Source organism: Psychrobacter sp. PG1 (genome assembly GCF_014897815.1).
Taxonomy (GTDB): domain Bacteria; phylum Pseudomonadota; class Gammaproteobacteria; order Pseudomonadales; family Moraxellaceae; genus Psychrobacter.
Genome location: NZ_JABUZG010000052.1, coordinates 31,020 through 53,069 on the forward strand (window position 1 = coordinate 31,020; position 22,050 = coordinate 53,069).

Annotated in this window: 16 protein-coding genes and 1 other RNA gene; 4 read left to right on the top strand and 13 right to left on the bottom strand. The window is 42.7% G+C overall.

Features of this window, described 5'->3' with window-relative positions:
- Positions 1-183 precede the first annotated feature (183 nt).
- From INT03_RS05690 to ffs, 11 genes are all read right to left on the bottom strand, one after another.
- Entirely contained in the window at positions 184-1,488 is a 1,305-nt protein-coding gene (locus INT03_RS05690) for an iron-containing alcohol dehydrogenase (protein WP_193008052.1), read from the bottom strand.
- 222 nt (positions 1,489-1,710) lie between these two features.
- Entirely contained in the window at positions 1,711-3,396 is a 1,686-nt protein-coding gene (locus INT03_RS05695) for an ABC transporter ATP-binding protein (RefSeq protein WP_372815127.1), read from the bottom strand.
- Positions 3,397-3,427: 31 nt separating this feature from the next.
- Positions 3,428-4,510: an ABC transporter permease gene (locus tag INT03_RS05700; RefSeq protein WP_087814276.1), complete on the bottom strand. Its 1,083-nt coding sequence runs from the start codon at positions 4,508-4,510 to the stop codon at positions 3,428-3,430.
- Entirely contained in the window at positions 4,510-5,580 is a 1,071-nt protein-coding gene (gene yejB / locus INT03_RS05705) for a microcin C ABC transporter permease YejB (protein WP_193008053.1), read from the bottom strand. The genes INT03_RS05700 and yejB overlap by 1 nt, the downstream gene beginning before the upstream one ends.
- Before the next feature lie 112 nt (positions 5,581-5,692).
- Positions 5,693-6,472, bottom strand: coding sequence for a hydroxyacylglutathione hydrolase (gene gloB, locus INT03_RS05710; RefSeq protein WP_193008055.1), 780 nt, complete (start codon positions 6,470-6,472; stop codon positions 5,693-5,695).
- A 104-nt stretch (positions 6,473-6,576) separates the two neighbouring features.
- On the bottom strand, positions 6,577-8,409 hold the full coding sequence (locus tag INT03_RS05715; RefSeq protein WP_193008226.1) for an extracellular solute-binding protein: 1,833 nt from the start codon (positions 8,407-8,409) through the stop codon (positions 6,577-6,579).
- 293 nt (positions 8,410-8,702) lie between these two features.
- The gene (gene serC / locus INT03_RS05720) at positions 8,703-9,812 is read right to left on the bottom strand and encodes a 3-phosphoserine/phosphohydroxythreonine transaminase (RefSeq protein ID WP_193008057.1); all 1,110 of its coding nucleotides are present in this window, start codon (positions 9,810-9,812) and stop codon (positions 8,703-8,705) included.
- 107 nt (positions 9,813-9,919) lie between these two features.
- The gene (locus INT03_RS05725) at positions 9,920-10,792 is read right to left on the bottom strand and encodes a hypothetical protein (protein WP_193008059.1); all 873 of its coding nucleotides are present in this window, start codon (positions 10,790-10,792) and stop codon (positions 9,920-9,922) included.
- Between the two features lie 147 nt (positions 10,793-10,939).
- Positions 10,940-14,044, bottom strand: coding sequence for a M48 family metalloprotease (locus tag INT03_RS05730; protein WP_193008066.1), 3,105 nt, complete (start codon positions 14,042-14,044; stop codon positions 10,940-10,942).
- Positions 14,045-14,102: 58 nt separating this feature from the next.
- Positions 14,103-14,699 (bottom strand): LemA family protein, encoded by a 597-nt coding sequence (locus INT03_RS05735; RefSeq protein ID WP_109589903.1) that lies wholly within the window; start codon positions 14,697-14,699, stop codon positions 14,103-14,105.
- 197 nt (positions 14,700-14,896) lie between these two features.
- Positions 14,897-14,993, bottom strand: an RNA gene (gene ffs, locus INT03_RS05740) — signal recognition particle sRNA small type.
- Positions 14,994-15,321: 328 nt separating this feature from the next.
- On the opposite strand from ffs, the gene INT03_RS05745 reads away from it, so the two are divergent.
- On the top strand, positions 15,322-15,975 hold the full coding sequence (locus INT03_RS05745) for an SIMPL domain-containing protein (RefSeq protein WP_406947502.1): 654 nt from the start codon (positions 15,322-15,324) through the stop codon (positions 15,973-15,975).
- Positions 15,976-16,135: 160 nt separating this feature from the next.
- On the opposite strand, the gene INT03_RS05750 is transcribed toward INT03_RS05745, so the two are convergent.
- Both INT03_RS05750 and glnA read right to left on the bottom strand, forming a co-directional pair.
- Positions 16,136-16,933, bottom strand: a complete 798-nt coding sequence (locus INT03_RS05750; protein ID WP_193008068.1) for a DUF4124 domain-containing protein — start codon at positions 16,931-16,933, stop codon at positions 16,136-16,138.
- A gap of 193 nt (positions 16,934-17,126) precedes the next feature.
- Positions 17,127-18,536, bottom strand: a complete 1,410-nt coding sequence (gene glnA, locus INT03_RS05755) for a type I glutamate--ammonia ligase (protein ID WP_055124883.1) — start codon at positions 18,534-18,536, stop codon at positions 17,127-17,129.
- A 705-nt stretch (positions 18,537-19,241) separates the two neighbouring features.
- Here glnA and INT03_RS05760 point away from each other — a divergent pair.
- From INT03_RS05760 to trpC, 3 genes are all read left to right on the top strand, one after another.
- The gene (locus INT03_RS05760) at positions 19,242-19,865 is read left to right on the top strand and encodes an anthranilate synthase component II (protein WP_193008069.1); all 624 of its coding nucleotides are present in this window, start codon (positions 19,242-19,244) and stop codon (positions 19,863-19,865) included.
- A gap of 108 nt (positions 19,866-19,973) precedes the next feature.
- Complete coding sequence (gene trpD / locus INT03_RS05765; RefSeq protein WP_193008071.1) at positions 19,974-21,095, top strand: anthranilate phosphoribosyltransferase; 1,122 nt, start codon at positions 19,974-19,976, stop codon at positions 21,093-21,095.
- A gap of 70 nt (positions 21,096-21,165) precedes the next feature.
- Entirely contained in the window at positions 21,166-22,044 is an 879-nt protein-coding gene (gene trpC / locus INT03_RS05770) for an indole-3-glycerol phosphate synthase TrpC (RefSeq protein ID WP_193008073.1), read from the top strand.
- Positions 22,045-22,050: the final 6 nt, after the last annotated feature.

Genomic DNA, 22,050 nt, shown 5'->3' on the forward strand with positions numbered 1-22,050 from the left:
TAGTTATTAGATATTATTTAATATAATTAAACAGTAAAACTCTGAATCATACACAATTTCTTAATAAGATAAGTTTGCTACAAAGTATGATAATTAAAAAAAGAGCACATTACGGACAGCGTAGTGTGCTCTTTTATATTATATCAATATAGCTTAGGCAGCTTATGTAGCTTAGTTACTCTTTTATTTTGCAGCAGAACGCTCATCACTGGCTTGCTGAATTTTGGTTAAAATAGCCTTGATTTCAGACGCTGATAGATAAGTCGGTACAGCATAAGTATCACTGACTTCTTTTGCTGCTGCTTTAGCAATTTTACCAAAATCACTGCTTTGCATGCCTTTCACCGTTGGATCGATATTCAAGGTGGCAATCAGTTCACGTACTTGCGCGATGAGGTCGTCGGCAATCTCAGCATCACTCTTGCTAGCTTGTCCCGATTTTACCATACCTGTTTTTCTAGCCAACTCTGCCAGTCTTTTTTTACTTCCTTGACGATTGACATCAAGCACATACGGCAGCACGATGGCATTGGCACGACCGTGAGGAATACTATAATACGCGCCTAACTGGTGAGCGATAGCATGCACATAACCAAGACCCGCTTTATTAAAGGCGATACCGCCGTAATGAGCGGCAATACCCATCTCTTCTCTGGCTTTAAGATTGCCGCCGTCTTTATAAACCAGCGGTAGGTTTTGCATCACAGATTTGACCGCAGAAGCTGCATAATAATCGGTCTCGACGCTCGCATTAGCACTCATCCAAGCTTCAAGCGCATGAGTCAATACATCGATACCCGTATCCGCTGTGATATGAGCAGGCATGCCTTTCATAATAACAGGGTCAATAGCCGCTGCTAATGGCACCATTCTTGGGTCAATAGACAGCGCTTTTTGATGCGTTTTATCGTCTGATACTACTGCACCAAGGGTTGCTTCTGAACCTGTTCCAGCCGTGGTAGGAATACAATAGAGTGGTATAGAAGGCTTTCTGGCTTTAAGAATGCCGATAAGCTGTTGCGGCTTGCAGCTATTGCCTTGTGACATCGCAATCATCTTAGCCGCATCAATCACAGAGCCGCCACCGATGGCAATAATCGAGTCGCATTTAGCATCGACAGATTTGCGCAGTCCCTCTTCGACAACGTTAAAAGTAGGGTCTGGAGTAATGCCGTCATAAACGGTATAGCTGATATTTTTGCTATCTAGATAATCAGTCACTTTGGCTGGGATACCTAGCTTATTAAGCACGGCATCAGTGACGATAAATACATTGGTGCTGCCTTCGTTGATGGCCATATCACATAGCTCTTCACAAGAGCTCTCACCAACAAATAGCATTGGTCTTCTAATTGGAACAACATAAGCGAACGCTTTTAAGACTTTAGCGCGTGTTTTAGCAACGGCTAAATAACCAACATTTTGCAATCCATTGGTATTTACTAACTTGTTATTTACTAATTTAGCAATACTGTTTTGCTTTTTCATAAGTAAAAATCCTTTTTAATGAGGGTAATAATAGCGATGACAATCCTTTAAAGCAGCGATTTAAACGGCTATTTAACTAAAAATTAAACAAATTTAAGCCTCTAACTAAAGTGAACGTCTGTTTAACTTATTGTATCACTGCTATTTTTAGGATATCGCAATTAGTATGAACTGCCATGTTCTACTTATTTGACTCTATCTGCTTAACTCTTTTTGGCTAAGCTAAATCATACTCGCCTGCAGCAACTGCTGCGCATAGGGATGCTGTGGGCTATTAAAAATATCTTCAGTACGTCTGTACTCAATACATATGCCATCTTTAAGCACCATAATTTGCTGACATAAGGCGCGCACCACTTTTAAGTCATGACTAATAAACACATAGCTGATTTGCAATTTTTCCTGAATTTCACGTAGTAAATTAACGACAGTGACCTGCGTGGTACTATCAAGCGCGGACGTCGGCTCATCTAATATCAATAGACTCGGCTGCATAATAAGGGCGCGCGCAAGTGCTACCCGTTGACGCTGACCACCTGATAGCTCATGCGGATAACGATGCGCAAATTCAGCTGGCAGATGCACGGTAGTAAGGCTATCCATCACTGCTTGCTGCCGTGCTCCCTTATCAACGCCTTGTACGAGCAATCCTTCTTCAATGATTTGCATCACCGTCATACGTGGATTGATACTGGCAAAGGGGTCTTGAAATACCATTTGAATTTGCGAGCGAAACTGACGTAGCTCACCCTTGGACAATACTGAAATATCTTGCCCATTGACCATTATTTCGCCACCCACACGCGCTTGATTGCTCAGTAATTGACTGAGTGCGAGTGCGATGGTGGTTTTTCCAGAGCCTGACTCACCTACAATGCCTAACGCCCACCCTTTCTGTAGCGTCATATCAACATTTTTTACCGCATCAAACCAGCGCTTAGTACCACCAAACAGACTTTTTTCAATGGGAAACTGTACTTGTAAATTGCTGACTTGCAATATGCTTGATTGCTGAATTTTATCATCATTAGAGAAGTTCAGTGCTTGGCCAAAGTCTTGTTTGATTAGCGAGCGGGTATATTCGGCTTTAGGCTGATTGAACACACTTATGGTTTGCCCTTGCTCAATCGTTTGGCCTTGGCGCATCACGATGACATCATCACTGTAGCGCCTGACCAGATTGAGGTCATGGCTAATAAGAACCATCGCCATATTATGCTGACGCTTAAGATCATCTAATAGAGCGAGAATCTCATGTTGGAGAGTCACATCAAGCGCGGTGGTCGGCTCATCAGCGATTAAAATATCAGGCTGCTGTGCCAATGCCATGGCAATCATCACTCGCTGACGTTGACCACCTGATAGCTCATGCGGATAGCGGTTCAGCTTATCAATCGGATTGGTAATATTGACATCATTTAGTAAATCGATTGTTTGACTTTGCCAGTGTTTCTTGGGCACACCAACTAGACGTAGTGATTCAGCAATTTGTTTGCCGACCGTATATAGTGGATTGAGCGCTGTCATTGGTTCTTGAAACACCATGCCGATGCGCTGTCCGCGAATAGAGCGCAGCGCAGCGTTACGTGCCTTAGCACTAACATTAACATTGGTATTGGCTATCGGTAACACAGTCAACCCTGCTGACCCTGCTAGCTTCACCTCACCGCTAACGGTCAAACTGTCTGGCAATAAGCCTAATAGCGCGAGACTTGCAATGGATTTGCCAGAGCCTGATTCACCTACGATAGCAAGGGTTTGTCCTTGCCGCAGCTCATAAGAGAGTTTATCGACCAAAACGCTGCCTGCGTCCGTGACGATGCTAAGTTTATCGACGCTCAGCATAAGCTTATTTTGGCTATTGCTATGATTGTTATTTGAATGGGCATTGTGCTCAGTAGTCGTCATATTAGTCGTTATCACATCATCAGTTGTCATATCAGGAGCGCCTCGGATCAAACGCATCACGTAGCGCTTCGCCAACGAATATTAGCAGTGATAAAATAAAGGTTAAACTAAAGAACCCTGATAGCGCGAGCCAAGGGGCATCTAGGTTATTTTTCCCTTGTACCATCAGTTCGCCGAGAGACGGTGACCCAGGCGGCAAGCCATAACCTAAAAAGTCTAGTGCGGTTAAAGCGATAATATTAGCTGTCAATATAAATGGCAGCTGTGACAAGCTTGACGCTAGGGCATTGGGCAAGATATGCCTTAGCATGATTTGACTGTCCGAAACGCCAAGATTACGCGCCGCACGCACATAGTCAAAGTTACGCGCGCGCAAAAACTCTGCCCGTACCAAACCAACCAGTCCCATCCAACCAAATAATAACATCATAGCAAATAGCATGAAGATACTAGGGCTGAATAAGCTGACCAAAATAATAATCATAAACAGCTGCGGCATACCGCCCCATACTTCCATGAAGCGCTGTCCTGCTAAATCTACCCAACCACCGTAATAGCCTTGTATCGCACCGACGATGATGCCAATCACTGCCCCAGCAAGTGTTAATGCTAAACCAAACAATAATGACACGCGCATGCCATAAAGTATCCGTGCCAACACATCACGGCCTAAGTCATCAGTACCAAGCCAATTCTGGCTATTGGGCGCTGCTGGATATGGAATACCCAGCTCAACGTTTGGTGTCTGATCGGCAAATGGAATCGGCGGCATAATGTAAAAACCCTGCTCATTAATCAGCGTTTGCACCGCAGGGTCTTTATAATTGGCTTCAGTCTCAAACACCCCACCAAAAGCCGTTTCAGGATAGGCTTTTAGGACAGGAAAGTAATAATCGCCTTGATACTTCACCAGTAGCGGCTTGTCATTGGCAATCACATTGGCTGCCATACAAATGACGAATATCAGCGTAAATATAAATAGCGATATGATACCAAGGCGATTATGACGAAAACGGTTTAGACGCGCCTGCCAGATAGGATTTAGGCTGCGTTTTTTTTCTAGGGCAATAGAAGATGTGCTTGAGGGCACTGAAGATAATGGATGACTTGACATTAGCGCCCCTCAAAATCAATACGGGGATCAATTAAGTGATAACTTAAATCACTGATTAACTGTAATAATAGCCCGACCAAGGTAAAAATAAACAATGTACCAAATATCACCGGATAATCGCGCTGCTGAATGGCTTCAAAACCTAACAACCCCAAACCATCAAGCTTAAAAATAATCTCGATTAAGAAGTTTCCGGCAAAGAAAATGCCAACGATAGCCGCTGGAATACCTGCAATAATAATCAGCATGGCATTACGAAACACATGTTCGTATAGCACTTGACGCTCAGCCAAACCTTTAGCACGAGCAGTAAGCACATATTGCTTGCCGAGCTCTTCCAAAAAGCTAAACTTGGTCAAATAAGTCAAGCCAGCGAAACCACCAACCGTACTTGCTAGCAGTGGTAGCGCCAAATGCCAAAAGTAATCTTTGATTTTGCCCAGCGTGCTTAATTGATCGAAGTTCTCAGAGGTCAAGCCTTGCAGTGGAAAGATATTCCAGTAGCTACCACCTGCAAAAAACACCAGTAATATAACGGCAAATACGAAAACAGGTATTGCATGCCCGATAGCAAGCAGCATTGCAGTAACTTTATCAATCCCCGAGCCATGATGCATGGCTTTATAGATACCTAATGGGATCGCTATCATATAAATCAGTAGCGTGCTCCAGAGCCCAAGCGAGATAGAAACGGGTAATTTCTCGATAATCAAATCCGTTACCGACTGTCCTTTAAAAAAAGACTCACCGAAATCTAGCTGAGCGTAATTCTTTAACATTAGCCAAAAGCGCTCAGGTGCCGATTTATCAAAGCCGTATTGGGCGTTAATGGCAGCGACCATCTCCTCCGATAAGCCCCGCGTCCCTTGATAGGTACTATTGTTACCGCCTGCACTGCCCGCGCCAATACTAGCGCCGAGCGCATTGTCTTTTGCGCTTTGCTCAATAAGGGCGAGCTGCTGCTCAACAGGGCCGCCGGGCGCTGCTTGTATAATGACGAAATTCGCCAGCAATATCAAAAAAAGCGTCGGTAATATCAGCAGTAACCTTTTTAAGATATAACGACCCATAACGACGACTTCCTAAGATAAAATATAACAACAAAGAAAATGAGCAGCTACTACTTGCCGATACATAAGTTACCAAAGAATCGGTTAGAACTTAGGGCATGAAAATTAGAAGCTAAAAATTATTTTTAAGTTCACGTAAGGCGGCAAAAACGGTCAAAGACTTATCATCATCGATATTCATTTTAGATTTAACCCCTGCTATCACAGTCGGCTCTTGCGTGCGTAAAAACACATTTATCGCGCGCTCATGCTCTAAGGTAACGGGTAATGTCGCCATGCCTTGTGCCGTTATCTTTTCTGCCTGCGCTAATGCTTGCTGCATTGCTTCATTAGTAGGTTCAATAGATAGTCCAAAGCGCAGATTACTGGCGGTATATTCATGCGCAGGATATAGCAGCGTCTCAGCTGGCAAACCATTTAAACGCTTAAAGCTGTTGTGTAATTGCTCAATCGTCCCCGTAAATACCCGTCCGCATCCAGCACTAAATAAAGTATCGCCACAAAAGCAATGTTTAAGCCCGTCAATATCTAATATATAAGCCACGTGGCTAGCAGTATGACCGGACACATCCCATACTTGTGCTGCACAGCCCCACGCACTGACGGTACTACCATCTTTGATGGTTTGATCTTCATCGACATTATGCTCAGTATGCGCAACCAGATGCGTCATCGGATAAGACTCTTGCAGTTCTGCGACACCGCCGATATGGTCATGATGATGATGAGTCGTCCAGATAGACGTTAGCTCCAATTTATTTTCTTCCAAATAACTCATGACAGGCTCAGCTTGACCAGGATCAATAACGATCGCCTGTTTATTATTTTCATTAATCAATGTCCAAATATAATTATCATTGAACGCTTTGATTGGGTGAATGCGGATAGTCATATTAAATCCTTACCAGTAGTTATCTTTATTGCTGATGTCTTTTATTGATTTTTTAAACGAAATAAAATTTTAAGATGCAGCGTTATTTCATTCATTGTTCTAAATCATTGCTTCAAGTATTGGTTAACACGTGCTTCTGCTTCTTTGTCCGTCCACCAGTAGTCAATACCGATGGCATTAGAGGGCAGTTTTTCAGTATGACGATATTGATCCCAATAGGCGACATTGGTCGCTGATTTGCCGTATAAAGGCACTAAATAATGACCAGCACGTAGTAGGCGATCGAGCACCTGAGTATATAATATAGTATCGTCGCGAGTTTTAGCATTACCAAGCTGCTCTATCACCGCGTCAATCTCTGGGTTTTTGATGCCGATAGTATTTCTATTACCCGCTTGGTCAGCCGCTGAGCTACCCCAAAAGCCAACTTGTTCTGCACCAGGGGATAAACTCTGAGCAAATTTATCAACTATCATGTCGTAGTCAAAACGGCGTACCCGCTCATAATATTGTGGTCCGTCGACTTGACGTAACGTGGCATCAAATCCCAAGCGCTTTAGATTTCGAATATATGGCAGCAGCACCCGACCCATAGTATCGCCCATCATTAAAACCTCAATCTGAGCAAGTTGTCCATTGGGCTGATATAGCTTCATATCGTTATAATAAAATCCAGCATCTAGCAACAGCTGCCGTGCTTCTAGTAACTCTTTACGGTTAAAGCCACTACCATCACTGGTTGGCAATTGCCACTCCGTTAATACGGCTTGACGTTGCAGCGGTTCAAGCTTAGGTAATAAAGGCGTAAGCACCTGCATCTCTTCAGCAGACGGCATCCCTGTTGCAGCAAGCTCGGAGCCATGAAAGAAACTTTGCAAACGTTCATACTGCCCATGAAACAAGGTCTTATTCATCCACTCAAAGTCATAAGCCTTGCTCAGTGCTTGGCGAACGCGAATATCTTGAAAGATGGGACGTCGCATATTCATGACCAGACCTTGCATTGGTACTGGGTTTTCGCTGCTTATGGTTTCTTTATTGATAAGACCTGCCTTGACTGCAGGGAAGTTATAACCCGTTGCCCAGTTCGACGCTTTATTCTCCGGACGAAAACGATATTGACCAGACTTAAAACCTTCAAAGGCAATCTCATCGCTTTGATAATAAACAAACTTAATCATATCGAAGTTATAACGACCGCGATTGACCATCAAATCACGACCCCAATAATTGGGATCACGTACATAGCTGACCGAGCGCCCTGCATCGACACGTCCTAACTTATAAGGTCCACTGCCCATGAGCGGTGTCAAGGTTATTTTCTCAAAGTACGTATCGATAGAGGACTTAGCAAAAATAGGAAACTGTCCGACAGTTAGCAAGATTTCTTTATTATCATCAGAGGCAAAGATAAACTTCACTTGCTGCTTATTAATAATTTGAATGTCTTTAATATCACCCAAATAGCTGCGAATATACATTGACCCTTTATTTAACAGCGCATCATAAGTCGCTTTGACATCACTGCTGGTGACCGGCGTTCCATCCCAAAAGCGCGCAGCAGGATTAATATGATAGATAATCCAACTGGTATCATTAGGATCATAAGTGACATTGCTCGCCAGCTGCGGATACATGGTAAAGGCTTCATTTAATGAGCCAGTCATCAAGGTATCATATAGATAATCGGTGCCAACCATCGCCACACCTGTGGTCATCCATTTATTGGCCGCATTAAAGGTGCCGCGTGCATCCAGTGAAAGCGTACCACCTTTGGGCGCCTTTGGGTTGGCATAAGGCATAAAGGGCACATCGATATACTCAGTGGTACTATTATGACCAAGCGCAGTAGTGGTGATTGGCACCGCAATACTGGCTGGTATCCAGCTAATAGTAATGGCAAGCAAGACGGCCTTTAGCATGGTATTTTTTAGCATCATAAAGTTATAACAAACCCCTTTGCCAGACCGAATGAATATATTGAGCATTTAACCAGTGACTAAAGGCTAATGACCGCTTATGAAATAAAATCTAAAAAAAATATGTCGTATCTGACGTATCGTAAGTGCCGCAGAATTTTATCATAACAAACTTAGGTTTTTTAACCTAATGGTTTGCAGCGTTAGAGTTGCTACATGATGCATCATTTATCTTAAAAGAATACTAACGCGTATAAAAAAAGACGCAGCTTATAAAAGTTGCGTCTTTTATTTTAAAGTCTATACATAATTTATGCGTGTTTTTTTTCAAACGCAATCATAAAGTCAACCAACTGCTGCACCCAATCTAATGACACTGCATTGTAAATGCTGGCACGCATACCGCCTACATCGCGGTGACCTTTTAGATTCATGAGGCCTGCCGCTTCCGACTCTTCTAAGAATACTTTATCAAGGCAGCTGTCGGCTAAGGTAAACGGCACGTTCATGATAGAGCGATATTTGGGGTCAACTGGATTGCTATAAAAACTGCTATCATCGATTGTTTTATACAGCAAATCGGCTTTTTGTTGGTTGATTTTGCCGATAGCAGCGACGCCGCCCTGCTCTTCTAACCAATCAAATACCAACCCTGCTAAATACCAAGAATACGTCGCTGGTGTGTTTGACATGGATTCTTTTTCAGCTTGGTGCTCATAGTTCATCAGCAGTGGGCACCATTCACTCGCTTGACCTAATAAGTCTTCACGGATAATCACGATAATCAGACCTGCTGGCCCGATGTTTTTTTGCGCGCCCGCGTAAATCATGCCAAATTTAGAGACGTCAATTGGCTGTGACAAAATGCAAGAAGACATATCGACGACAATCGGCGCATCGACTTGTGGCGGCTCAAATATTTGCAAACCATGAATGGTTTCGTTGGCACAGTAATGGAAATAGGCGGCATCTTTGCTAATAGTCCACTCGCTCTCGGCTGGTACATCAGTAAAGCTGCTACCTTTGCCTGTTGCAACTTCGTTAACTTCACCAAGACCTAGTTTGGCATAGCGCTGGGCTTCTTTGACCGCTTTACCAGACCATGCACCCGTCGTTAGATAGTCTGCGCGCCCATCATTTAACAGGTTTAATGGAATCGCTGAAAACTGTAAGCTGGCACCGCCTTGTAAAAACAGCACTTTATAGTTATCTGGAATGTCCATGAGCGAGCGCAATTTGGCTTCAGCTTTTTCGGTAATGGCGATGTATTCTTTACTACGGTGACTCACTTCCATGACCGACATGCCGCGTCCCTGCCAATCAAGCAACTCTTCTTGAGCGCGTGATAATACGGCCGTTGGTATAGTAGCAGGTCCCGCTGAAAAGTTGGGTACACGGTTAGGAGCGGCTTTAGTGGTCATAATTATTATCCTAAATATGATGAAATCATCGTGGTTATTAAAGGTTGAATGTTGAATGTGAATTTTATCGTTATTTTTTAATCTCTATCATAGTAAGTGGTAAACCTTTAACTCTGACTCGATAACTGCTCCCAAAGCTGACGTTTGAGATTACTATCAGTAAGCATTTCATCCAACGTGGGTGCAGTCGTCAGGTTAGGATGTTCCAAACCTTCAGGAAGTGCGGTCAATGTCACTACCTGTATCTCTTCGCTACGGCCAATTTTAAAGACGTATCCAGCAAGACTGGCATTGGCAAGCTCAGCCGTATCCATACCTTCACAGATAGGGAACGATGTCGTCTCACAACTGATGGATAACGCTTGGGTGATATTTTGCCACAGTTTTTGGCTGTCATGATTAAGTGCTTGGATATCCACCAAAATCACCCAATCACCATAACGACCACCTTGTAAATCAAAGGGTGCTACCTTTTTAAAGCTTTCCTCTTGAAAGCCCTCTGCTTTAAAACTGCCATTTTCAAAGCTCGAAGCTTTATTTATATCAGTAATAGAAGCTTGCTGTACAACAGTATCTACAAAGGAGGTAACGGCTGGCTTAGAGATATTAAGGGCATTAGGAGTAGTCGAGTCAAAACTATAAGTAACAGGGCTTTGCTGGTCAGAATAGCTTAAATCTGTATCATTAGCGTCATTATAATAATGGTTGATAGACTCATCATCTACCATATCTGATATGGCATTAATATTTGGGGATTCAATATTAGAAGATTCAATACTTGGCTGTTCAGTGGTAATCGCAGAAGAAATACTAGGATTAGCTAAAATTGGATTAGCTGTAGTCTGCTCGAGCAGAGCAGGCGCAGAAATACCTGCGATACTCAATGTCTTAGAGCTCGGCTGCACCCACTGATTGATACCCATCATCGCTAAAATCTGGCGCTGCTGCAATACAATTAGCGGGTCTTGGATATCACTCATGCTTATTTACTATCCTACTTATCTAAAATGGATTTACTGACTTTTAATGGCAAGGAACAATATTAGAGAACGATGTTAAAAAAAAGGATTAAAAATATAGTCCATTCAATTTAAAAAAGAATACTTAAATGCCGTCAATGATATTGTTCAAAAAAGCTGCCGAACGCCTAACCAATGATTGGCTAACATGGACAAGCAATCATATTCATCTTGACTGACTATCGTATCGTGTAACATCACCGTATGCAATGTGCTCAGCCATTGCTGGTAAGTATGATAAGCATAAGAATGGCGCAGACTATCATTGCCCGCCTTATCTACACTATCTGCATTGCCGTCTTGTCTATGAGCATTATAATCTATTTGATCGCTGCCCTGTTGCCTCTGTCGATAATTATCATTACGTTTGGCTTCTGATGCAGACGACTGACTGGCAGGCGCTATAAAAATAGGCACCGCTTCTATCACTGCCAATAACTGGATACTATTTATATTTTGCGCAGTCAATAGTAGCCATTGCAAATTTGCGTCACTAACAGCGGCTAAGTCAATATCAATCAAACGTGCATGACGCCGCAAATCCACAAGATAGTGAGCAACACTGTCATTATTATAGCCGAGTACTGAAGTAGGTGCTGAAATGTGTACTGAGCTATCTAGTGCTGATACGACCTGACCCTTGACATCTTTTGATAGGCGATAAGCCAATAAAATAAGCATTGCTTTCGCGGCAACATCGAGACCATCAAATACCTGTCCTGAAGGGTCAAGCTGGTCATAAATATCATCTCTACCCGCTTGCAATGTTTGCTGCCATAACCATAATAGCTGAGGCTGAGCATGCACGTGTTCCTCGTTCAATACAGTAGACAATATAGGTAATAATTGCTGCAACTGTAGCGCTTGCCATAATGATAAAATCGGTGGCAACCGAGAGTCGATTTTTCCTGAGTGCGTTGATACTGGCTTAATTTTATCCATAGCACCATCTTCACTGGCTATGTTATCAGCGAAATGTTGACTTAAATCCGCCGTTAGGTAGTGTTCAAATAGCTCAATGATACCCTGTTGATAGCGCATCAGCATTGTACGACACTTTTTTTGCTGCACATAATGTTGATGATCTTGATTGCTATGACTCGCTTCATATCTTAAGCGTGATTCATTGATAGCAGTTTCTGACAGGTTATGTTGACTCAATTGCTTTATTGCCAATGCAATCAATGCGTTGTCTAAACGCCTATCAAGATGTGCCACTGCTGCTAATAATCTATGATCTATCGTATGCGCTAAAAATTGGGGGTGGCTGCTAATATTAGCGCTAGCGTTATTATTGATTTCAGCAGCAGACGCTTTATCGTTAGCAATTCCAAGCCAGATATCAGTCAAGTCATAACTCTCAGTCGTTGCTAATATACGACCTTGATGGCATAACATAACTGCTTCAATCAAAGCTTGCGCCCCGAGCGGGTGATAACTGTGATTGAGTATATACTGCGGCAGTGAAACTTTTTGTCTATCGTCGATACCAATCAATGTATCCGATGGCAAATCGCTATCAGGTTTTGCTTGCCATGGCTTGAGCAACTGATGAATACCGGTATTTTGCGCTTGAACCTGTAAACGTCCTGCAACAACGACATCTTTCTCGATAACAAACTCTAGCCCCTTATCTTCGTCCAACTCATTCTTTATTTCATTTGCAGGAAAAGCAGTAGTTTCTTTGTCTATAACATCATTGCTGTTATTAGTAAGGCTTTTATCGTTATTGCTTTTATTGTTATCTAATCCTGATTGAGTTTCAAATATTGATGATTGGCTATTTTTTTCTTGTTTATTTTTACTTAGGCTATTTGCTACTATGACACCCCAATCACCCAAGCGGCGCTGCTCATAAATTTCTTTTATCTTTTGCTGATTGAGACGTTTTTCTTTAGCCACTTGCACGGCGAAATCATGATAAGCGTTAGCATTGATGGCACTCATGCGCTCAGCCAAACTTGGATGCGTGGCAAACCAAGAGACATCACCCAAATCAGCACCACTACTGGCAAAAAAGAAATGACTTAACCCATTGATATCGGCGATACCGGTTAAGCGCGAACCCAGCGTATCTTGATGAATGGCTTTTAAGGTTTCCATAATAGCCGGCGAACGTGTGAGCTGTACGCTGGTTGCATCGGCAAGCAACTCACGCTCACGGTTAAAGCTGTGTTTGATGAGCTGAGCACTGGCCATGCTAGAAAAGCTCAAACCATGGATTAATAATGTCCAGAGATTACGCGGTGCTTGGCTATCGAATTTATTATTATGTTGTAGCCATCTTGATTGGTTCTTAGCTGATGATTGCTGGTTTTGAGATTGACTTTGTGACTGGCTTTGCCAATAGCTTACCCATTCACTATGGGTGGTAAAGCTTGCTGTTTGAGATTCAGTGCTACGCGCATGGCTATCGACGGCTCTTTGTGACAAGAGATTGCGTCGATTGACCGCATCATCAAAATAATTGTGATGGCTATTCTGATGATTGCATTGATTACCAGCGCCAAAATTATTAATAGAATCACTCCAGTCATAGAGTAATTGCAAACCTGCCAGCACCACCATCAGTTGCAAATTAAACGTCGCATCACCATGCAAGATATGACCATATTCATGCCCTATCAGCCCATACAGCCCCTCATCGGACAGCTTATCAAGCGCGCCTTGAGTGACGACCAATACCATATCTTGACTATGACGACCCGCAACGAAGCCATTAATACCTTGCTCATCAGGCAGTACATAGAGAATCGGCATACGTACACCAGAAGCAATGGCTAGCTGCTGGGCAATCTCGTAGTAACGACGGTAGACAGGCGGGAAATCTCGCTCATCACGCACGGCGATATGCTGGGCGCTGAAACGAACCTTTGGTATAGGCTCATGCTGATGGGCAACCCCTTGACTATGCTCCCACGCATCTTGGCTGTGGTCGATAAACAGCCGAACCCCGCCCACACGCTGAGCAATAGCGCGACCACCCGCTTCTAAACGTCTGTACTCTAAAAAACTACCGATCACAAAGCTACCGATTGTCCAGATAGCAACCAGTATCAACACCCAATGATAAATGCCACCAGTAAATATCGTTAGCAGCAGCGCCATGATACCCAGCGCTACTGCCAGATGGGCAAAGACAATGAGAAAAAATAGCCCATAGAGCAACAGACTTCGCTGGGTACGGGTGCGTTGTTCACCAAAAAAATCCATCTATATGCCTGACTTAAAAATAGCTAAACGCATCTGAACATATGAATATAATTCAATATCAGCCCATATTGACGACAGGTGCTTGAGCGATCACCTTTCTTTCTTCAAAAACTAGCGGGCTTAACGGGCGAAAGCCAAAAGTCGTACTAATAAGATTGTTGGGAAATACCTCGCGGTCATTGTTGTAGAACATCACGCTGTCATTATAGTGCTGACGGGCGAAGCCAATGCGGTTCTCAGTATTGGTCAGCTCATCCATCAACTCTTTAATCATGCTGTCCGCCTTTAGCTCAGGGTAAGCTTCTACAACCGCTGAAAACTGCCCTAACGCTTTAGACAGCATACTCTCAGCTTTGGCAAATAGCGCCATATGCTCAAGCGAGTCTGGCTGATGTGTATTGGAGTCTTGCAAGCTCTGGGCATGATTACGTGCACTAATCACACGGGTCAGCGTCTCTTCTTCATGCGTTAGATAGCGTTTAGCAGTTTCAACCAAATTTGGAATCAAATCATGACGGCGCTTCAGTTGTACATCTATTTGGGCAAAACCATTTTTCGCTTGGTTGCGAGCGCGTACCAACTTATTAAATATAGATACGCCAAACACAATCACTAGTAGCACGAAGGCAATGAACAACCAAACAAACATCTTCATAAGAAAACCCTAAAGTGTCCAGAATGTTAATAAAAGTTAATACATTGTATTTTAACCCATCTTAATCAATCAAAGGTCAAAATCGGACAAAAAAAGGTCGAAAAAAAAGCCCTTTACAATGAAGGGCTTAATAGATCAAACGAGCATTTCTGATTAAATATCAAAACAGGTATCAAATTTTAGGCAAAAAAAAGCGACTCCAAAAGCAAATCCTCGGCACACACTGTGACTATTACCGTTGCTACCTTCCGGTCCTGGCGGGGTTCATAGAACAATGTTGCGAGGCTACCAATGGAGCCACCAGTTGCAAATTATACAAGAATTTTTAAATATTACAACCCCTATCGTAAAAATCTTTCTATTACCTCCAAACGCCCTGTAACTTAGGTGACAAAATTCTCACAGCAAGCCTGTTAAATTTTGCTATTTTAGTTGAGGAAGCTGAGCATACTCGGTATCAACTAATAACTAAAATGGACAGCTTCTCATATCAAGGCGAGTCTTACCTATTGTATGGCTCACCTAGATACTATTGATATAACTCACTCAGGAGATCATTGTGAAAACCACTTTACTTAATAAAGCCGCTCTAACGACTGGTACTGCATTTCTACTCACAGCCATGATGGGTAGCGCACATGCAGAACCAACAGGCTACGATCAGCTTACTTTTCAGACAGAAGTAAAAGAAGAAATCCAGAATGATGAAGTACGAGCCAGCTTATATAAAAAAGCGCAGGCAACGGATTCTAAAACTCTAGCGACAACGCTCAACACCTCAATTAATAATGCCATGAAAATTGCTAAGCGCTATCCAACGGTCACCGTGAGCACCGGACAACAGCGCACCTACCCTCGCTATGATAAAAATGACAAAATCATTGGCTGGACAGGACAAGCAAACATCGATTTAAAAAGTACCGACTTTGCAGCCACCAGCCAACTCATCGCTGACCTACAAGAAACGTTGGTGATGGACAATCTGAACTTTGGTGTCTCAGATACCAAAAAGGATGCGCTTGAGCAAAAGCTGATGACCAATGCGTCTCGTGCTTTTCAGCAACAAGCTAAAAACCTAACACGCGCTTGGGATGCTCGTGGCTATCGTGTCGTCAATGTGAATCTAAATACAGGTAGCAACTACCCACGTCCGATGTATAGTGCTATGAGTATGAAAGCAGGCGCAGCAGACGAATCAGTACCTAGCCAAAATTTTGAATCTGGCAATAGCACTATCTCAGTGACTGCTAATGGTACGATTGAATTGACTAAATAAGCTGTAAATACATAGAATTAATAAATATCCTTATAAACATAAAGGCAAGCGCTGCAATCAGCGCTTGCCTTTATGTTTATACAGAAGAAATTAACTTATAAAGTTACTCTACTTTGTATGGGTTCTTATACTTATCCATGATTGACACATTAACTACAAGTCAATTTGTTACTGGTTGCTCAAGCGTCATAGGTTTATCCACTATAGGCTTAGTAAATGATTGCATATTCGGTTGTTTGCCCTCTTGACGCATTTTTAACAGTACTTTTTGATACCAAGGTAGATTTTGATAAGCTAAAAGCTGTTGCGCGATTTTCTTATTATTTTGCAATGTTGTATTGTTTTGAATCACATACACCGTACGCTCTACTTGTTTGAGTGTTTGACCTTTCTCATTTTTTAACACGGCTTTTATCTTATGCGATCCTGGTAAAACATTTACCGTTGCAATCGAGGCGCTAAGACCTTGCGCGACTTCATTGCCATCCAAATAGATACTAACACTATCACCTGCTTGTAACTCCGGCTTCACTTGCACATTGACATCAATGCTTTGGGCTGGGCGACGATATGCACGTTCTGCGCTTGGTTCAGTAATATTAAGCTGATAATTGACGACTGGTTTGGCGTCAGGGCTATTTTTAGCAGCCGTATTTTGCGTAGTCGTATTAACATTACTAGAAGGAGGTGGACTACTCATGTTATCACTGTTACTTGAGCTGATGCGACTTTCTTTCGTCGTGACACCCGTTTGGCTGATTTTTTTACCCGCCTGCTGCTCATAATTTTGCGGGCGATCAGTAAAGGTGACTTGACCTGTTTTTTCGTCAATAACTTTATAAATAGGCGCAGCATTTGCCAAAGGGGCATAGAGAGTTGCCATACTAATCATCGTAGCAGCAATCAGTACCAACCCTAACTTACTGTTTGAAAAAACCGGTTTTGATAATGAAGTCATAGTCAGTCAACCTAATGAGTACCTAATATTATGAATATCTATTATGCGATACTTTGGGTGTTAAATCAGTAATAATTTCAAAGAGGACAGATCCGTTGATTTAGCAAATTATTATTGAGACGTAAAAAAAACCAGCTAAGAATAACTTAGCTGGTTTTTATCACTCAAAATAACTGAGTGTTTTAGCTATAAATTAGCAGCTGTAGTATAAGTCAAACTCAACTGGATGCACGGTTACATTGACACGTTGCACTTCTTCTTCTTTCAAAGCGATGAACGCCTCTAGCATGTCTTCAGTGAATACATCACCTTTTAATAAGAACTCATGATCATCACGCAAGGCTTGTAATGCAACTTCTAAGCTCTCCGCAACGGTTGGGATGAGTGCTTCTTCTTCTGGTGGTAAGTCATACAAGTTTTTGTCAGCAGCTTCACCCGGATGTATTTTATTTTGAATACCATCAAGACCTGCCATTAGTAACGCTGCAAACGTTAAATATGGGTTGGCCGCTGGATCAGGGAAACGTGCTTCAACACGTACCGCTTTTGGGCTGCTAACATGTGGAATACGGATAGATGCTGAGCGGTTAGATGCTGAGTACGCAAGTTTGATAGGCGCTTCATAATGCGGTACTAGGCGCTTATAGCTATTAGTCGATGGGTTGGTAATCGCATTCAACGCACGCGCATGCTTGATAATACCACCGATGAAATACAGTGCAGATTCAGAAAGACCCGCATATTCATCACCTGAGAAAGTATTGACACCATCTTTGGAGATTGACATATGCACGTGCATGCCTGAACCATTGTCACCAACGATTGGTTTTGGCATAAAGGTAGCCGTTTTACCAAACTGATGCGCAACATTATGCACAACATACTTTAGCTGCTGTACTTCATCAGCTTTTTTGACTAACGTATTGAAAGCGACACCAATTTCTGACTGGCAAGGCGCAACTTCATGGTGATGAACTTCGACACAGCCTTCACCGATGATTTCTTCTAAACGCTCACACATAACAGAGCGCATGTCTTGCGAGCTATCGATTGGTGGTACTGGGAAGTAAGCGCCTTTAACACGTGGACGATGTCCCATGTTGCCCCACTCATAGTCATTGTTAGTCGACCATGCCGCTTCTTCGGCTGTGATCTTGTGGCTAACGCCAGACATATCAATTGACCATTTCACATCATCAAATATAAAGAACTCAGGCTCAGGACCAAAATAAGCAGTATCACCAATGCCCGTTGACTTTAAGTACTCTTCGGCGCGGCGCGCAATAGAACGTGGGTCACGATCATAACCTTGTAGCGTTGATGGCTCGATAATATCGCAAGTAACAACTACGGTAAGTGAATCAAAGAACGGGTCAAGAAAAGCCGTCTCTGGATCAGGACGCAAGATCATATCTGACGCTTCGATACCTTTCCAACCAGCAATAGATGAGCCATCAAACATCTTGCCATCTTCCATCACTTCTTCGTCAACGCTATGCGCTGGAAAGCTGATATGTTGCTCTTTACCACGTGTATCAGTGAAGCGAAAATCAACCCATTTAGCATTAGAGGATTGGATAAGATCTAGTAGTTTGTTCGACATAAATAGTCTCCGTTGTGTTGATTAGATTATTGCGATTTAAAATTATAGGTACAATCTGTTGGTTAAAAATCTCTGGTTTAATAACAGTCAGTGCTGCGTTTAGCGCTAAATATCCTGTTTAATATTATGCTTATTCTCAGCACTGTCAATATTATTAATCAAGATAGTCATCTGAGTTATGCGCTTAATAAGACCCGCCAGTGTTTTGGTTCGATATTATTCTAACAACATATCACTCATTATGCTGAACTCTTCAGGCACTTGCTGATAATAAGTATTGAACCACTTTATCACCAAAGATAATCATAACAGTAATAATGCAAAGGCTATGCCAGTTTTTTATAATGCTGAAAATATAGATGATAAAAGGACAGCTATTAACAATAATTACAGCAACTTATAATACCTTTGACAATATTACAGCCGTATATTTATCATCAGAGGTGTCATGCAAATTATTTACCCAGAGGCATTACTAACGCATGACTGCACTAAATTAGTGCATATTTAGTGCATAAATAAAAATTATGTACTTTTTTAGTGCGTTTGAGATGTTAACGAATGTCATCTAACAAGCAAAATTTATTGTTATTCACCGCTTATTTGGGTCGCCTGCACCCTACATTTGATAGTCTACAAAATAGTGGTAAGATAACGGCGTTATATAACCATCTCCATAAGTAGAACCCAATAAGTAGAACGCTAATGATTCTAATGATCGATAATTACGACAGCTTTACATACAATATTGTACAGTACTTCGGTGAATTACAGCAGGACATCACCGTCTGGCGTAACGATCAAACCACTATTGAAAATATTAGAACCCTTGCGCCAGATGCGATCGTCATTGGTCCCGGTCCCTGCGATCCTGATCAGGCTGGTATCTCTCTAGAAGCTATCAAGACTTTTCAGGGCGTGATACCGATACTAGGTATTTGCCTAGGACATCAGGCAATTGGACAAGCATTTGGTGGACAAGTGGTCAAGGCTGGCGAAGTAATGCACGGCCGCTTATCCGCTGTCTATCATATTGACCAAGGTGTCTTTGTAGGCTTGCCTAATCCCGTACAAGTCACCCGATATCATTCGCTTGTCATTGATAAAACCAGCCTGCCCGATTGTCTTGAGCTGACCGCATGGACACAAAACAGTGATGGCAGTATTGAAGAAATCATGGGTATCCGTCATAAAACGTTTGCGATAGAAGGGGTACAATTCCATCCTGAGTCTATCTTAAGCGAAGCAGGTTATCAGCTGCTCAACAATTTTTTGCAAACGCATCATTTGTCAGTCCTAACCTCACATGAACTACCACAAGTCGGCTAACAGTTTATTAAAGCATGTTCTAAAAAAGGCGTTAATAACAAAATCAAAATAAAACCTATTCTATTGATAATTTAAAATTAACGTATAAAAATATTAAGAGAGATCATAATGAGTACGACAAAAACAAATAAAAACCCTACCCCAACTAACATTGCTCAACTGTCTGATGAAGAGACACATACGCTACTGACGACGGCTTTGGGGCGAATTTTTCAGCACATTGATTTAACCTTTGATGAGATGTATCAGGTGATGCTGATTATCATGCAAGGCAGATGTAGCGACGCCATGATGGGTGCTATTTTGACTGGTCTGCGTATGAAAGGTGAGTCCATCGATGAGATTACTGCCTCTGCCAGTGCAATGCGTGCGTTAGCAGCCAATATCGAACCACGGGACTGTGATTACTTAGTCGATATCGTCGGAACTGGCGGTGATGGTGCCAATTTATTCAACGTTTCTACTGCGTCAGCATTGGTTGCTGCCGCTGCTGGTGCGCAAGTGGCCAAACATGGTAACCGCGGCGTCTCTACCAACTCTGGTAGCTCAGATTTGCTTGAGCAAGCAGGTATCAGTCTGGCACTTACCCCTGAGCAATCTAAAGAATGTATCGAAAACCAAGGTATCGGCTTTTTGTTTGCGCCCAATCATCACAGTGCGATGCGTTATGCCAATCCAGTACGCCGCGAGCTCAAAGCGCGTACCATCTTTAATATTTTAGGACCATTAACCAACCCTGCTGGCACACCCAATCTGGTAATCGGTGTCTTTACCGCTCAGCTGTGCGAGCCTATCGCTAAAGTCATGAAAAACTTAGGCGCACGTCATGTCATGGTTGTGGGCGCAAAAGACGGTTTGGATGAAATCAGTCTCGCTACCTCAACCACTGTCGCTGAATTAAAAGACGGTGAGATATCTGTTTATGAGATGATGCCAGAAGATGCAGGTATTGAGTCACAAACCCTTATCGGTCTCGATGTAGATTCTCCAGCGCAAAGTCTTGAGCTGATTCGCGCGGCTCTATCAGGAGAAAACTCTCAAGATCGTGCTGTACTTAAAGCACGTGATATGATTGCACTAAATGCAGGCGCGGCCATATATACCGCAGGACTTGCCAGCAACTATGCTAATGGTGTGAGCCGGGCACAAAAAGTCATTCAGAATGGTGATGCTCTACTCAAGCTTGAGTCTCTCGCCACATACACGCAGCAACTGGCGACGCAAGCTTAACGGCTAAGCACTATTACTGTGCACTCTAGCTATTTTAGCTATTTACATTCAACGATATTCGGATACCAGCATGACTCATACAGAAACCAAGACAGATATTCCTTCCGTATTGCAACGCATTGTCGCCACTAAAGTGGAAGAAGTAAATGCCGCACACGAGGTATTATCTCTTGAAGATTTACAAGCGCAAGTCGCCGCGGATAACAAACCACGTCGTGGCTTCGCGGCGGCGCTGCGAGCGGCTAGCACTAAAGAGCATGGTATTGGTATCATCGCTGAGATTAAAAAAGCATCTCCTTCTAAAGGCGTTATCAATCACAACTTCGCGCCTGCCCTATTTGCCAAGCAATACGAGCAAGCAGGTGCCAGCTGTCTGTCTGTATTGACTGATCGCGATTATTTCCAAGGTGATGATAGCTATCTTATTCAAGCAGCTAATGCGGTAAGCCTACCGATACTGCGTAAAGATTTTATGATAGATGTGTACCAGATCTATCAATCTTGTCTGATGGGCGCTGACTGTATTTTACTCATCATGGCCTGCCTTGACGACATCCAAGTACAAGAGCTGCATGCGCTAAGTATCGAATTGGGTATGGATGTATTGATAGAAGTTCATACTAAAGCCGAACTTGAACGTGCGCTACAGCTACCGCGCTCAGCGCATAATATTTACGGCATTAATAATCGTGATTTGAATACTTTCGATGTCGACTTGCAAACCACGCTTGATCTAAAAAATATTTTAATCGACGCACTGGCGGCTGATGTGGATAGCACGCTTAAACCGCTTATCGTCACCGAAAGTGGCATTCATAATAGCGCTGATATTCGTTTGATGTTAGATAATGACATTCAGCACTTTTTAATCGGTGAACAGTTCATGAAGACTGACCATCCTGGACAAGCGTTACAATCCTTACTTGCGGGCGTCGCAGCAGACGGGTAAAGTGGC